Annotated in this window: 10 protein-coding genes and 1 rRNA gene; 1 reads left to right on the forward strand and 10 read right to left on the reverse strand. The window is 76.4% G+C overall.

Translation table 11 applies throughout. The features are described from left to right. Nucleotides 1-1,207, forward strand: a 1,207-nt coding sequence (locus VKZ81_RS05320) for an MFS transporter (protein ID WP_324240280.1), incomplete at its 5' end; no start/stop codon positions are given. Between the two features lie 8 nt (nt 1,208-1,215). Here the strand turns inward: VKZ81_RS05320 and VKZ81_RS05325 are convergent. The 10 genes from VKZ81_RS05325 to rrf all read right to left on the reverse strand — a co-directional run. Then, nucleotides 1,216-1,791 carry an NUDIX hydrolase gene (locus tag VKZ81_RS05325; RefSeq protein ID WP_324240289.1) on the reverse strand — a complete coding sequence of 192 codons (576 nt, stop codon included), beginning with the start codon at nt 1,789-1,791 and terminating at the stop codon, nt 1,216-1,218. Nucleotides 1,792-1,850: 59 nt separating this feature from the next. After that, nucleotides 1,851-3,578 carry a CTP synthase gene (gene pyrG / locus VKZ81_RS05330; protein WP_324240281.1) on the reverse strand — a complete coding sequence of 576 codons (1,728 nt, stop codon included), beginning with the start codon at nt 3,576-3,578 and terminating at the stop codon, nt 1,851-1,853. A 72-nt stretch (nt 3,579-3,650) separates the two neighbouring features. After that, on the reverse strand, nt 3,651-4,571 hold the full coding sequence (locus VKZ81_RS05335) for a copper transporter (RefSeq protein WP_324240282.1): 921 nt from the start codon (nt 4,569-4,571) through the stop codon (nt 3,651-3,653). Continuing rightward, a complete protein-coding gene (gene steA, locus VKZ81_RS05340; protein WP_324240283.1) occupies nt 4,568-5,764 on the reverse strand; it encodes a putative cytokinetic ring protein SteA in 1,197 nt (398 codons plus the stop codon). The genes VKZ81_RS05335 and steA overlap by 4 nt, the downstream gene beginning before the upstream one ends. Nucleotides 5,765-5,867: 103 nt before the next feature. Then, nucleotides 5,868-7,706, reverse strand: a complete 1,839-nt coding sequence (gene recN / locus VKZ81_RS05345) for a DNA repair protein RecN (protein WP_324240284.1) — start codon at nt 7,704-7,706, stop codon at nt 5,868-5,870. Nucleotides 7,707-7,743: 37 nt separating this feature from the next. After that, a complete protein-coding gene (locus tag VKZ81_RS05350) occupies nt 7,744-8,658 on the reverse strand; it encodes an NAD kinase (RefSeq protein WP_324240285.1) in 915 nt (304 codons plus the stop codon). Then, nucleotides 8,655-9,446 carry a TlyA family RNA methyltransferase gene (locus VKZ81_RS05355; protein ID WP_324240286.1) on the reverse strand — a complete coding sequence of 264 codons (792 nt, stop codon included), beginning with the start codon at nt 9,444-9,446 and terminating at the stop codon, nt 8,655-8,657. The genes VKZ81_RS05350 and VKZ81_RS05355 overlap by 4 nt, the downstream gene beginning before the upstream one ends. A gap of 6 nt (nt 9,447-9,452) precedes the next feature. Continuing rightward, the gene (locus VKZ81_RS05360; RefSeq protein ID WP_324240287.1) at nt 9,453-9,635 is read right to left on the reverse strand and encodes a hypothetical protein; all 183 of its coding nucleotides are present in this window, start codon (nt 9,633-9,635) and stop codon (nt 9,453-9,455) included. 32 nt (nt 9,636-9,667) lie between these two features. Then, complete coding sequence (locus VKZ81_RS05365) at nt 9,668-10,768, reverse strand: HAD-IIA family hydrolase (RefSeq protein ID WP_324240288.1); 1,101 nt, start codon at nt 10,766-10,768, stop codon at nt 9,668-9,670. A gap of 2,786 nt (nt 10,769-13,554) precedes the next feature. Beyond that, a 5S ribosomal RNA gene (gene rrf, locus VKZ81_RS05370) occupies nt 13,555-13,648 on the reverse strand; the annotation flags it as partial.

Consider the following 13,648-nt stretch of genomic DNA (forward strand, 5'->3'; position numbering starts at 1 on the left):
CTTCCAGCCCGCGGATCTCTCGCCCCGGGCGTCGGCGATCCTCACCTCGCTGGTCTTCGCCACCACGCTGATCGGACGGCCGATCGGGGCGGTCATCTTCGGGGTGGTGGCCGACCGGCTCGGCAGGAGACGATCGACGATGATCTCGGTCGCCGGATTCGGCGTCCTCACGCTCGCGATCGCGCTGGTGCCCGGCTACACCACGCTGGGGCTCGCGTCGTACCTGATCCTCATCCTGCTCCGCTTCCTGGACGGCATCTGCCTCGGCGGCGGCTACACCGGCGCGCTGCCGCTGGCCATGGAGTACTCGCCCAAGCACAAGCGCGGGCTGCTCGGCGGGGTCATCCTCGCCGCGTTCCCGCTGGCCTACATCGCGATCACCCTGTGCGCGCTGGCCGCGTTCGCGGTGTTCCCGCTGGCCGGGCCCGACTCCCCGTACGCGGTGTGGGGCTGGCGGATCCCGTTCGTGATCGGCGCGCTGCTCGCGTTCGCGCTGTTCTTCTACTACAAGCACAAGGTCGCCGAGTCGGAGATCTGGGAGGCCTCGGCGGGTGCCGCCGCCGGGTCCGAGAAGGCCTCGGCTCCGCTGAAGGCCCTGCTGCGGGGCCGGACCGGCCGCACGTTCCTGCAGGTCTTCACGATGATGACCGGGTTCTGGCTGACGCAGAACCTGACCACGCTCTACCTGCCGACCGTGGTGTTGCCGGACCTCGTCGGGCTGACGAGCACCCAGCTCACCGTCACCCTGCTGATCGCGTACGCCTGCCTGGTCGGGAGCTACATCGCCGCCGGTGTGCTCGGCCAGCGCTTCGGCCGCCGCCGGTTCTTCATCGCATCCGGCATCTCCATCGTCCTCGTCGGCACCGTGCTGCTGTGGGTGCTGGTGCACGGCGAGGGGCTGCCGCTCCCCGCGATCGTGCTGCTGGTCTGCGCGTTCCAGGTCGTGGTGACCGCGCCGTGGGGGGTGGTGCTCGCCTACATCAACGAGCGGTTCCGCACCGACGTGCGGGCCTCCGGGTTCGGCATCGGGTTCAGCGTCTCGGTGGTGATCCCGTCGTTCTACGCGTTCTTCCTCGCCGGTCTGGACGCGCTGGTGCCGCCGCTGACGGCGGCGCCGATCCTGCTCGCCATCGGCGGCCTCCTGGGCGCCGCAGGCGCCTACGCCGGGCCGGAGACCAAGGACGTCGACTTCGCCGCGACCCGCTGAGCCCGGGCTCAGCTGCCCCCGTGCGCCATCCGGTCGGCGAACCGCGTGGGCCGATCCGGCCACGGCGCGTCGGCGGGGCGGAGCGCGGACGGGTCGCCCGCGACGGCCTGCGCGGCGAGCACGCCCGCCACGGTCGTGCTGTTGACGATCGTGCCGGACAGCACCATGCGCACCGCGACCGGCAACGACACCCACCGCGTGGTGAGGTCGGCTTCCTCGTCCCCCTCCACCGGCGGGCGCCCCACCTCGGTGATGCCGCGCGCCAGGTAGACCCGCACCGCCTCCTCGGTGAACCCGGGCGAGGGCGCGAGGTCGACGAGGGTGGCCCACTCGCTCGCGGTGATCCCCGCCTCCTCGGTCAGCTCGCGCTGCGCGGTGCCGAGCGGGTCCTCCCCGCGCACGTCGAGCAGCCCGGCGGGCAGCTCCCACAGCCGCCTGCGCAGGGCGTGCCGGTACTGGTGGACCATCATGATCCGGTCGTCGGCGTCGAGCGCCGCGACCGCGACCGCGCCCGGGTGCTCGACGATCTCCCGCACGGCCGTCCCGCCGCCGGGCATGACGACCTCGTCGGCGCGCAGGGCCATGACCTTGCCGACGTAGACGTCCTTCGAGGACTGGACCGCGAACTCGTGCCGGGAACCGGTCACGACGGCGCCCCGTTCACGCCCGCCTTGGCCCCGGCGGCGGCGGGCTCGCGGGCGGGCAGCTCGACGGGCAGCCGGTCGGCGGCCCGGTAGTCGAGCGCGGCCCTGACGAACGCGCTGAACAGCGGGTGCGGCCGGGTCGGGCGGCTCTTGAGCTCCGGGTGGGCCTGGGTGCCGACGAAGAACGGGTGCTTGTCGGCGGGCAGCTCGACGAACTCGACGAGCTTGCCGTCCGGCGAGGTGCCACCGAAGACGAGCCCGACCTCCTCCAGGCGCTCCCGGTAGGCGTTGTTGACCTCGTAGCGATGCCGGTGCCGCTCGGACACCTCGTGCACCCCGTAGGCCGCCGCGACCACCGAGCCCTTCTTCAGCACCGCCGGGTAGGCGCCCAGCCGCATCGTGCCGCCCATGTCGCGCTCGCCGGCCACCACGTCGCGCTGGTCGGCCATCGTCGAGATGACCGGGTGCGGGGTGCGCTCGTCGAACTCCGAGGAGTTGGCGTCGGCGAGGCCCGCGAGCGAGCGGGCGGCCTCGATCACCATGCACTGCAGGCCGAGGCACAGCCCGAGCGTCGGGATGCCGCGGGTGCGGGCGTGGCGGATCGCGCCGAGCTTGCCCTCGATGCCGCGCACGCCGAACCCGCCGGGGATCAGCACGCCGTCCATCCCGTCGAGGTGGGCGGCGGCGCCCGCGGGCGTGCGGCACTCGTCGGATTGCACCCAGACGATCTCCACCCGCGCCCGGTGGGCGAACCCGCCCGCGCGCAGCGCCTCGGTGACCGACAGGTACGCGTCCGGCAGGTCGACGTACTTGCCGACCAGCGCGATCCGCACCGTCTCGTCCGGGTGGTGGACGCGGTCGAGCAGGTCGCCCCACACCGTCCAGTCGACGTCGCGGAACGGCAGGCCGAGGCGGCGGACGACGTAGGCGTCGAGGCCCTCGCGGTGCAGCACGCGCGGGATGTCGTAGATCGACGGGGCGTCCGGGGCGGCGACGACGCCGTCGGGTTCGACGTCGCACATGAGGCTGATCTTGCGCTTGAGCCCGTCCGGGATCTCCCGGTCGGCCCGCAGCACGAGCGCGTCGGGCTGGATACCGATGTTGCGCAGGGCCGCGACGGAGTGCTGCGTGGGTTTGGTCTTCAGCTCGCCGGACGGGGCGAGGTAGGGCACCAGCGACACGTGCAGGAAGAAGCAGTTGTCGCGGCCGACGTCGTGGCGGACCTGGCGGACGGCCTCCAGGAACGGCAGCGACTCGATGTCGCCGACCGTGCCGCCCACCTCGGTGATCACGACGTCGGGGATGTTGCCGTCGGCGTCCGGCTCCGCCATCGCGCGGATCCGGTCCTTGATCTCGTTGGTGATGTGCGGGATCACCTGCACGGTGTCGCCGAGGTACTCGCCGCGCCGCTCCTTGGCGATCACCGCCGAGTACACCTGGCCGGTGGTGACGTTCGCCCGGCCGTGCAGGTTCCGGTCGAGGAACCGCTCGTAGTGGCCGATGTCGAGGTCGGTCTCGGCGCCGTCCTCGGTGACGAACACCTCACCGTGCTGGAAGGGGTTCATCGTGCCCGGATCCACGTTCAGGTACGGATCCAGCTTCTGCATGATGACCCGGAGGCCGCGGGAAGTGAGGAGCTGGCCCAGGCTGGAGGCCGTCAGACCCTTGCCCAGCGAGGACGCAACCCCGCCGGTGACGAAAAGATGACGCGTCGCGCGAGGCTGCACGGGTCTCCAGGGTACATACGAACCAGCCGGCCCGGCCAACTCCCCCGCGTGTCGCCCGGCGCGCCTACCCGATCAGGCGGCGGGCGCCGCACCCCCGGTGGCCGTCTCCGCGGTGCCGTAGCTGCCGGCGCGGCCGTCCAGCTGCTCGCGCAGCGCGAGCACCGCCGACACCTGACCGGCCCCGCTCTGGATGTCGTCGACGGTGGAGATGCGCTGCGCGATGTCGGGGTCGGCGCGCGCGACGCCCACGGCGCCGGCGGCGTCCGCGGAGCCGGCGCGCCCGGCCAGCACCGCCCCGCCGCCCACGCGGTCGAGCTGGGCGGCCAGCCGAGCGATGACGGCCGCGGCGTCGGGCGCGTCGACGCCCTCCAGCGCGCCGCCGGTGAGCACGAGCACCGCGTTGCCGGGCTGCGGGCGCTGGCCGGGCGCGACGAACCCGGCAGCCGCGAGACCGGTCAGCACCGCGTCGGCCTCCTGCGGGGCGACCGGCTGGCCGCCCGCGAGCACGATGCCGCCGAGCAGGCCGCCGACGAGGCTGCCGGTGTCGGTGGCGGCGGGCAGCTGGGCGCCGGTGGGCAAGAGCTCCGCGGTCAGCGCGCGCAGCTGGTCGCCGCGCGCCGGGTCGCCGACGGCGGGGGTGAGCGCCACCTCGCCACCGAGGGTGGCACCCGCCTGCTCCAGCAGCCGCACGACGGCCTCCCGGTCGGCGGGGTCGGCGCCCGCGGTCACCAGGGTGATGGTGGTGCCCTGCAGCTGGCCGCGCACCGCGGCGGGCCCGACGCGGCGGGCGAATTCGTCGGAGGCCCGCTGCCCCGCGGCGAGGGCGTCGCGCTCGGCGCGCAGCGTCTGCACCTGGCCCGCGAGGTCGTCGGCCTGGGCCGAGACGGCCGACAGCAGCCGGTCCGACACCCCGGCCGACCCGAGCACGACCCCGACGGCCAGCGCCAGGAACACCGCGGCGATCGACACCAGGTGGTAGCGGAAGGAGATCACCCGAACAGTCCCCCGGTCACGTCCTTGATCTGCTGCACGAGCCCCAGCCACACCTGCGTGATCCAGGCCAGCACCGCCTCGCCCGCGTCCGAGACGAGGAGGGCGGCCAGCACCGCGACCAGCGCGGACGCGGCCACCAGCAGGATCGCGCCGATCGAGATGCGGCTGCGGTAGAGGGAGGCGATCACCCGGCCGTCGACGAGCAGGCCGCCCAGCTGGAGCCGGGTGAGGAAGGTGGAGGCGATGCTGCCGGAGCGGCCGCGGTCGAGGAACTCGGCCATGCTCGCCGAGAGCCCGACCGTGACCACGAGCGACGCCCCGCCGTGCGCGGCGATGAGCAGCGCGAGGTCTTCCGGGTTGGCCGTGCTGGGGAACGTCACCGCGCCGACGCCGAGGTCCTGCACGCGGTGCAGGCCGGGCGCGTGGCCGTCGGCGAACGCCGGCACCACGACGTCGGCGCCGCAGGTCAGCGCCTCGGTGGAGATCTCGCTCGGGTCGCCGACGATGAGCTGCGGCCGGTGCCCCGCCTTCAAGAGCACGTCCGCCCCGGCGCCGACGCCGACGAGCACCGGCTTGTACTCGCGGATGTAGTGCGCGAGCCGGGCGAGCTCGGCGTCGTGGTCGTAGCCCGCGGCGACCACGAGCACCTGCCGGTCGGCCAGCTGCACCTCGACCTCGGGGACGCCCGCCCCGTCGAGCAGCATCGCCCGCTCGCGGCGCATGAACTCGATGGTGTTGGCGGCGAACGCCTCGAGCTGGTGGGTGAGGCCGGACTTGGCCTCCACCATCGCGTCGGCGACCGAGTCGACGGTCTGCTCGACGCCCTTGGCGAGCTCCAGCTCGCCCGCGTAGATCACGCCCTCGTGGATCCGGATCTTGCTCCCGTCCTTGATGACCCGCAGGGCCTCGTCGCCGACGTCGTCGACCAGCAGGATGCCGGCGGCGACGAGCACCTCGGGCCCCAGGTTCGGGTACCGGCCGGAGATGGAGGGCGCCGCGTTGACCACCGCCGCCACCTGCGCCGAGACGAGCGCCTCCGCCGTGGCGCGGTCCAGGTCGACGTGATCGATCACCGCGATCTCGCCCGCCTTGATGCGGCGGAGCAGGCCGTCGGTGCGCCGGTCGACCCGGGCGACGCCGGACAGCCCGGGCAGCGCCGGACGCGAGCGGTGCAACAGGCCGGACAGCTTCATGCACGCACTGTGACACCGGACGCCCATGATCCCGCGTAGGCACGCCGCACCGTCACCGTCGGTTCACCGCCCAATGGGGCCGCCGGCGCCGTGGGGCGCCCGTTCACCGGGCCGCGGTCGCCGCCTTGCGGCCCTTCCGGCGCGGGCCCGCCGTCCCGTTCGGGGAACCGTTCGCGGTGCCGTTCGACGCCGCCCGGTCGGCCTCCCGGTGGGCCCTGGCCGCGGCGAGGAGCTCCTCGGCGTGGGCGCGGCCGGTGTCGGTGTGGTCGAGGCCCGCGAGCATCCGGGCGAGCTCGACGATGCGGTCGGACTCGGCGAGCGTGCGGACGCTGCTGCTGGTGGAGCCGTCCTCGCGGGCGGTCTTGTCGACCACGAGGTGGCGGTCGGCGTAGGCGGCCACCTGCGGCAGGTGGGTGACCACGATGACCTGGTGGCGGGCGGCGAGCCGGGCGAGCCTGCGGCCGATCTCGACCGCGGCGCGGCCGCCCACCCCGGCGTCGACCTCGTCGAACACCATCGTGGGCACCGGGTCGGCGCCGGCGAGCGCCACCTCGAGGGCGAGCATCACGCGGGAGAGCTCACCGCCGGAGGCGCCCTTGTGCAGCGGCTGCGGCGCGGCGCCCGCGTGGGCGACGAGGCGCAGCTCGACCTCGTCGACGCCGTCCGCGCCGGCCTGCAGCAGCGTGTCGCCGACGCGCAGCGCGTCGGGCGCGTCGCGGCCGGCCTCCCGCGGGGTGACCGACACCTGCAGGCGGGCGTCGCGCATCGCGAGCCCGGCGAGCTCCGCGGTGGCGCCCTCGGCGAGGCGGGTGGCGGCCTCGGTGCGCGCGGCGGTGACCTCCTGGGCGAGCTTCGCCAGCTCGGCGGCGAGCTCGTCGCGGCGGGCGGCGAGCGCGGCGAGGGCCTCGTCTGAGGTGTCGAGGCTGCCGAGGCGTTCCCGAGCGGCGTCGGCCCAGGCGAGCACGCCGTCGATGTCGGCGGCGTACTTGCGGGTGAGCGCCTTCAGCTCGGCCTGGCGGGCGAGCACCTGGGAGAGCCGCTCGGGGTCGGCGTCGAGCTTGTCGAGGTAGGTGGTGAGCTCGGTGCCGACGTCGCCGAGCAGGGCGAGCGCCTCGGCGAGCCGGGAGTCCAGCGCGGCGAGCTCCGGGTCGCCGGAGGCGGCGAGGCGGTGGCGGGCGTCGCCGATCAGGGCGAGCGCGGCCGGCGCGTCCGGGTCGATCTCGTCGGCCCCGACCAGGGCGGCCTGCGCGGCCTGCGCCGCCTCCCGCAGGTCGTCGGCGGCGGCGAGCCTGCGGGCCAGCTCGACCAGCTCGACGTCCTCCCCCGGCTGCGGGTTCACCGACTCGATCTCGTTGAGGCCGTGGCGGAGCATGTCGGCCTCCTGCGCGAGCCTGCGGGCCCCGTCCCGGCGCTCGACGAGCTCGTTCGACACCCGCAGCCACTCCGTGCGCACCGCCCGGTAGCGCTCCAACGGCCCGGTGACGGCCTCGCCCGCGAACCGGTCCAGCAGGGCGCGCTGCTCGGCCGGGCGCAGCAGCCGCAGCTGGTCGTTCTGCCCGTGCACGGCCAGCGTGGCCTCCGCGAGCCGCGACAGCACCCCGACCGGCACCGACCGGCCGCCGAGGTGCGCGCGCGAGCGGCCGTCGGCGGACACGGTGCGCACGGCGATGAGGGTGCCGTCCTCGTCGGCGTCGGCGCCCACCTCGTCGGCGACGGCCATGGCCGCGGCGTCCGCCGTGAACCTGCCCTCGACGACGGCGCGGCGGGCGCCCCCCGCCACCCGCGACGCCTCGGCCCGGCCGCCGCCGAGCAGCGAGAGGCCGGTGACGACCATGGTCTTGCCCGCACCGGTCTCGCCGGTGAGGACGGTGAGCCCCGGGTCGAGTTCGAGCGTCGCGTCGTCGATCACGCCGAGGCCTTGGATGCGCATCTCGGCCAGCATGACCTCAGAGCCTACGGCGCGGCCCGGACAGCCCGGCTCAGTGCCGGGTCCCCGGCGCGCCGCGCCAGCCCCGCACCGGCAGGTCGAACTTGCGCACGAGCCGGTCGGCGAACGGCTGGCCGTCCAGGCGGACCATCCGCACCGGGGTGGCGCCGCGCGCCACCTCGACGCGCGCCCCCGGCGGCAGCGCGAACGTCCGCCGCCCGTCGCACTCGAGCACCGCGGGCGGGCCGTGCGGGTCGACCTCGATCGCCACCTCGCTGTCCGGGGCGATCACCATGGGCCGCGCGAACAGCGCGTGCGCGTTGCTCGGCACCAGCAGCAGCGCCTCGACCTGCGGCCACACCAGCGGCCCCCCGGCGGAGAAGGCGTACGCGGTGGACCCGGTGGGGGTGGCGCACAGGACGCCGTCGCAGCCGAACACCGACACCGGGCGCCCGTCGACCTCGAGCACCACCTCGAGGATCCGCTCGCGGCTGCTCTTCTCCACCGTGGCCTCGTTGAGCGCCCACGTGCGCGCGATGACGTCGCCGTTGGAGCGGGCGACGGCGTCGATCGTCATGCGTTCCTCGACGGCGTACCCGCCCCGGACGACGGCGTCGAGCGCGTCGTCGAGGGACTCCTGCTCGGCCTCGGCGAGGAACCCGACGCGCCCGAGGTTCACCCCGAGCAGCGGAACCCCGGTCGGGCGGGCCATCTCGGCGGCGCGCAGCAGCGTGCCGTCGCCGCCGAGCACGAGCACGACCTCCACGCCCTCGGCGCACCCCGGCCTGCCTTCGACGACCCGGGGCTCGAGCCCGGGCGGCAGATCGCCGCCCTCCACCTGCGCCCATTCCTCGCCGAGCACGCGCAGCCGGACGCCGGACCGGGCCAGCCGGTGCGCCACGGACGCGGCCGTGCGCAGGTTGGTGGCCCGGCCGGTGTGCAGGACGACCAGGATCTCGCGGGTCACGGACCCTCCTCCACCGCCGTGGCGAGCACGGCGTCGCCCGCGTCGGCGCCGGAGCGGGCCAGCCGCAGGAAGTACTCGACGTTGCCCGAGGGGCCGGGCAGGGGGCTCGCGACGGCGCCGCGGACCACGAGCCCGAGCTCGCGCGCCGCGGCCGCGACCTCGGTGAGCGCGGCGAGCCGCAGCTCGGGGCTGCGCACCACGCCACCGGAGCCCAACCGGGCCTTGCCCACCTCGAACTGCGGCTTGACCATCGGCAGCAGCTCCCCGTCGGCGGCGGTGCAGGCGACGAGGGCGGGCAGCACGGTGCGCAGCGAGATGAACGACAGGTCGGCCACGGTGAGATCGACCGGGCCGCCGATCGCCTCCGGTTCGAGCGCGCGGACGTTGGTGCGGTCGTGCACGCGCACCCGCTCGTCGCTGCGCAGCCGCCACACGAGTTGGCCGTACCCGACGTCGACGGCCACGACCTCGGCCGCGCCCCGGTCGAGCAGCACGTCGGTGAACCCGCCGGTGGAGGCGCCCGCGTCGAGGCAGCGCAGGCCGCTCACCCGGACGTCGAACGCGTCGAGCGCGCCGATCAGCTTGTGCGCGCCGCGCGACGCCCATTCGCGCTCGTCGGTCTGCTGCACGACGACCGGGGTGTCCCGGTCGACGACGGTGGCGGGCTTGCCCGCGGGGACGCCGCGGACGACGACGCGGCCCTGCGCGATGAGCTCGGCCGCCTGCTGCCGCGAGCGGGCGAGCCCGCGCCGGACGAGCTCGGCGTCGAGTCGGGCTCGGGTGGCCATCGTCGGTCACGCGCCCCCGGAGGACCCGGCGGCGAGCGCTTCGGACAGCGCGGCGTGCAGCCGTTCGTAGGCCTCGACGTGCTCGGCGAGCGGCCGGTCGGCGAGCCCGTCGAGGGCGGCCACGGCCTGCTCGACGGCCTCGAGCGGGTCGGCAGGGCGTGGCGGCGGCCCTGGCTTGGGAACGGTCATCTTCTCGATTGTCTCCGCTTCGCTCGGGCTGCTCACGCGGGCGGCGCTGGTCGGCGGACCGTCGCATCCCCGTGCCCGGCGTCATCGGGCACGGCGGCACCCGCCACGGTAGCCGAGCCGGCGGACGGACCGCCGTCGTCGAGGCCGAGGCCGCGCAGGGCTGCGGTGGCCGCGGGCCCCTCCGCGGTGACGTGCGCGGGCCCGCCGCCCGCCGCCCAGTGCGCTGCGCACAGCGCGCGCAGCGCGTCGACCGGGTCGCCCCCGGTGCCGGAGAGCACGAGCCGGCCCGGTTCGGCGACGCGGACGTCCCAGCCGGGGCGCGGTCCGATCGCCAGGTCCTCGGGGCGGGCGGTGAGCCCGCCCAGGTCGGCGGCCACGTGGTCGGGCCGCAGCCGTGGCGGCGCGGCCAGCAGCTCGGCGGCGTCGGAGATGCCGGTGAGCACGAGCAGGGTGGCCATGCCCGCTGCCCGCCCGCCCTCGATGTCGGTGTCGAGCCGATCGCCCACCATCAGCGGGTTGCGCGCGCCGCTGCGCCGCGCGGCCTCCTCCAGCAGCGCGGGGCCGGGCTTGCCCGCGACCTGCGGTTCCCGGCCCGTGGCCAGGCAGACGACGCCGACCATGGCCCCGTTGCCGGGCAGCGGCCCGCGTTCGGTGGGCAGGGTGGGATCGAGGTTGCACGCGACCCACAGCGCGCCCGCCCGGACGGCCACGGTGGCCTCGGCGAGCTGCGGCCAGCCCGTCTCGGGACTGTGGCCCTGCACGACGGCGTCGGCCTCGTCGGCCGTGGTGACGACCCGCAGCCCACGCGCCCGCACCTCGTCGGCGAGCGCCTCGGTGCCCACGACGAGCACCCGCGCCCCGGCGGGCAGCTGGTCGGCGAGCAGGGCGGCCGCGGCCTGCGAGCTGGCGACGACGTCGTCGGTGCGCGCCGGGAAGCCCAGCTCGGCGAGGTGCTCGGCGACCGCCGCCGGCCGGCGCGAGGCGTTGTTGGTGACGTAGACCGTGCGCACGCCCCGCTGCGCCGCCCCGCGCACCGCCTCGACCGCGCCGGGCACGGCCACCCGGCCCCGGTAGAGGGTGCCGTCGAGGTCGGCGAGCAGGACGTCGTGGCGGCCGAGGAGGTCGTCGCTCACCCGGATGCTCCCCCGCTCGGCTGCGCGGTGCCCTCGGGGCCGCCTGCGGCCGTGCCCGCGGTACCGGTGCCGGCAACGCCCTCGGCGGCTGCGGCGACCGCGTCGGCGGCAGCGTCCGCGGGGTCGCTGTCGGCGGCGTCGGTGCCGTCCTCGGCGCCGTCGCCGGCCGCACCCCCGGCACCGCCGTGGCCCGGGCTCTCGGCTCGGTCGTCCGCCGCCTCGGCGTTCGCGGCGGCGTCGGCGCCGGCCTGCTGGGCCTGGTCGCCCGCCGCGGCGTCCTCGGTAGCGGTGTCCGGCCCGCCGTCGGCGCGATCGTCGGCGTCGTCGTCAGCGCCGTCGTCAGCGCCGTCGTCAGCGCGGTCGGCGACCGCGTCGCCGGCGCCGACGTCGGTCCCGCTCTCCGGGCCGACGGCCTCCGACTCGGCGTCCACCGCGAGGTCGGCGCCCGCCCGCTCGGCCGCGTCGGCTGCCGGCGTGTCCTCCCCAGCCGTGTCCGGCCGACCGCCGGCAGGGTCGGCGGACGCGTCGCCGGCCTGGAGCGCACGCCCAGCGCCACCGTCCGCGGCGCTGTCGGCCCCCGCCTCGGCGGCCACGGCGACGTCGGCGCCCGCCCGCTCGGCCGATCCGCCGGTGGCGGCGTCCTCGGCAGCGGCGGCCGGGTCGCCATCGGCACGATCGGCGGTGGCGGCGGCAACCCGGCCGGCGGCCGCTCCCTCGGCGGAAGCGTCGCCTCCGTCGAGCGCACGCTCACCGCCGCCGTCGACCCCGCTCTCGGCGCCGGCGGCCTCCGACTCGGCATCCGCCGCGACGTCGGCGCCCACCCGCTCGGCCGAGCCGCCCACCGCGGCGTCCTCCGTGGCGGTGTCCGGCCCGCCGTCGGCGCGGCCGTCGGCGCCGTCTTCAGCGCGATCGGCGGCCGCATCGCCGGCGCCGGCCCCACTCTCGGCGCCCGCATCCTCCGACTCGGCATCCGCCGCGAGGTCGGCGGCCGCCCGCTCGGCCGATCCGCCGGTGGCGGCGTCCTCGGCAGCGGCGGCCGGCCCGCCATCGGCACGATCGGCGGTGGCGGCGGCAACCCGGCCGGCGGCCGCTCCCTCGGCGGCAGCGTCAGCCGCGTCGGCGTCGGCGGGCCTCCCGGCGGCGTCGGCGCCGGCCTGGGCCTCCTCGGTGGCGAGAGGCGGTTCGTCGGCCCGGTCGTCGGCGCTGCCGGCCTCGTCGGGCTCCACCTCCACGCCGAACTCGTACTCGTCGTCCGGCAGGGGTTCGCCGGTGAGCTCGGCGATGCGCTCGGCGGCGTCGGTCTCGCCGTTGTCGTCGGCGTCGGCTGCGTGCACGAACCACTGCAGCGCCTCCGACTCGCGCCCGGCCGTGAGCAGGTTGTCGGCGTAGGCGTAGAACAGCCGCGCGCTCCACGGCTCGCGCCGCTTCGGGTCGAGCTCCGGGATCTGCAGGCTGACGACCGCGGCGTCCAGCTCGCCCAGGTCGCGGCGCGCGCCGGCAGCGACGATGGCGAGCTCGATGCGCTCCGCCTTGTCCAGGTCGCGCACCTCGGGGCCGCGGCTCAGCTCCAGTGCCCGCTCGGGGCGGCCCAGGGCGCGCTCGATGTCGGCCATGAGCGCCAGGTGCCCGGGCCCGCCGCCCATGCGCCGGGCCGCGCGCAGCTCGCTCAGCGCCTCGGCCCACTGCCCCGCGTGGTAGGCGGCGATGCCTGCCGCCTCGCGGACCACCGCGATCCGCGACGCCCTCGCCCGCGCGAACCGGGCGTGCTCGAGCGCCCGCTCCGGGTCCTCGTCCACCAGCCGGCCCGCGGCCACCAGGTGCCGCGCCACCTTCTCGGCGGTGTCGCGCTGCAGGCCGCGCAGGTCGCGTCGCACCTCGGCGTCGAGGTTCGAGGCCGTGATGTCGTCGCTCAGCGGCGGCTCGGGCACCTGCGCGGCGGCCTGCACCGCGCGCTCGGTGCGCTGCTGCCGGGGCGGGGCGTCGGCGAACCTGCGCCCGGTGCCCGGCCCGCGCCGCTCCGCTCGGCTCGGCTGTTCACCGCGGCGCGGCCCGCTGCCGGGGCGGCGTGCGCGCCCCTCGTCGCGGTCGCCGTGGCGCCGCTCGCCCGCGGGGCGGTCGTCCCGCCACCCGCCGCCGCGGTCGCCGCGCCGGCGCCGCTCGTCACCCCGGTCCTCCCACGGTCGCCGGTCGCGCGGAGGACGGGCGTCCCGCCGGTCCCGCGCGTCCGCGCGGTCGGGTCGCTGTCGACGGTCGCGCTCGTCGCGGTCGCCGAACGGCCTCCGCCCGCCTGCCGGCCGATCGCCGTCCCGGCCGCGGGCGTCGCCGCGTTCGGCCCATGGCTTGCGCTCCCGGCCGGGGCGGTCGTCCCGCCCGCCAGGCGTGGGGTCCCCGCGCCTGGGGCCGCGGTCGCGGCCCTTGTCGTCGCCACGCCGCGGCCCGCGCTCGTCCCACGCCCGGCCGCTCGCGCCGCCGCGGCGATCGCCGCCGTCGCTGCCCTTCTTGCCGTCCGGCCGGCCATCGCGCCGCTCGTGCGGGCGGCGTTCACCGCCGCCGAGCTCCTGCCAGCCGGACCCGAGTCGCGGCGCGCGGCCCTTCCGGCCGCGGTCGTCGTACTGCCGGCCTCGTGCCCCGCCGCCCCGTGGGCCGGCCTTCCGATCACTGGTTCCGCGGCCGCTGTCGCGATCTTCTCGCGGGCGGTCATCGCCGGAACCATCCGCGATACTCACCTGAAGAGGATACAAAAAAGTGGGCCCCCGCCTGGCGGCGGGGGCCCACAACACGTTGAATGTCGGCGGCGACCTACTCTCCCACACCCCAACGAGTGCAGTACCATCGGCGCTGGAGGGCTTAGCTTCCGGGTTCGGAATGGGACCGGGCGTT

The sequence above is a fragment of the Pseudonocardia sp. genome (assembly GCF_035305885.1).
Classification (GTDB): Bacteria; Actinomycetota; Actinomycetes; order Mycobacteriales; family Pseudonocardiaceae; genus Pseudonocardia.

Excerpts from the sequence above, each read along its gene's own strand:
- VKZ81_RS05325 (WP_324240289.1), bottom strand. The coding sequence starts at position 1,791 with ATGGCCCTGCGCGCCGACGAGGTCGTCATGCCCGGCGGCGGGACGGCC.
- steA (WP_324240283.1), bottom strand. The coding sequence starts at position 5,764 with ATGAAGCTGTCCGGCCTGTTGCACCGCTCGCGTCCGGCGCTGCCCGGG.
- recN (WP_324240284.1), bottom strand. The coding sequence starts at position 7,706 with ATGCTGGCCGAGATGCGCATCCAAGGCCTCGGCGTGATCGACGACGCG.
- VKZ81_RS05355 (WP_324240286.1), bottom strand. The coding sequence starts at position 9,446 with ATGGCCACCCGAGCCCGACTCGACGCCGAGCTCGTCCGGCGCGGGCTC.
- VKZ81_RS05360 (WP_324240287.1), bottom strand. The coding sequence starts at position 9,635 with ATGACCGTTCCCAAGCCAGGGCCGCCGCCACGCCCTGCCGACCCGCTC.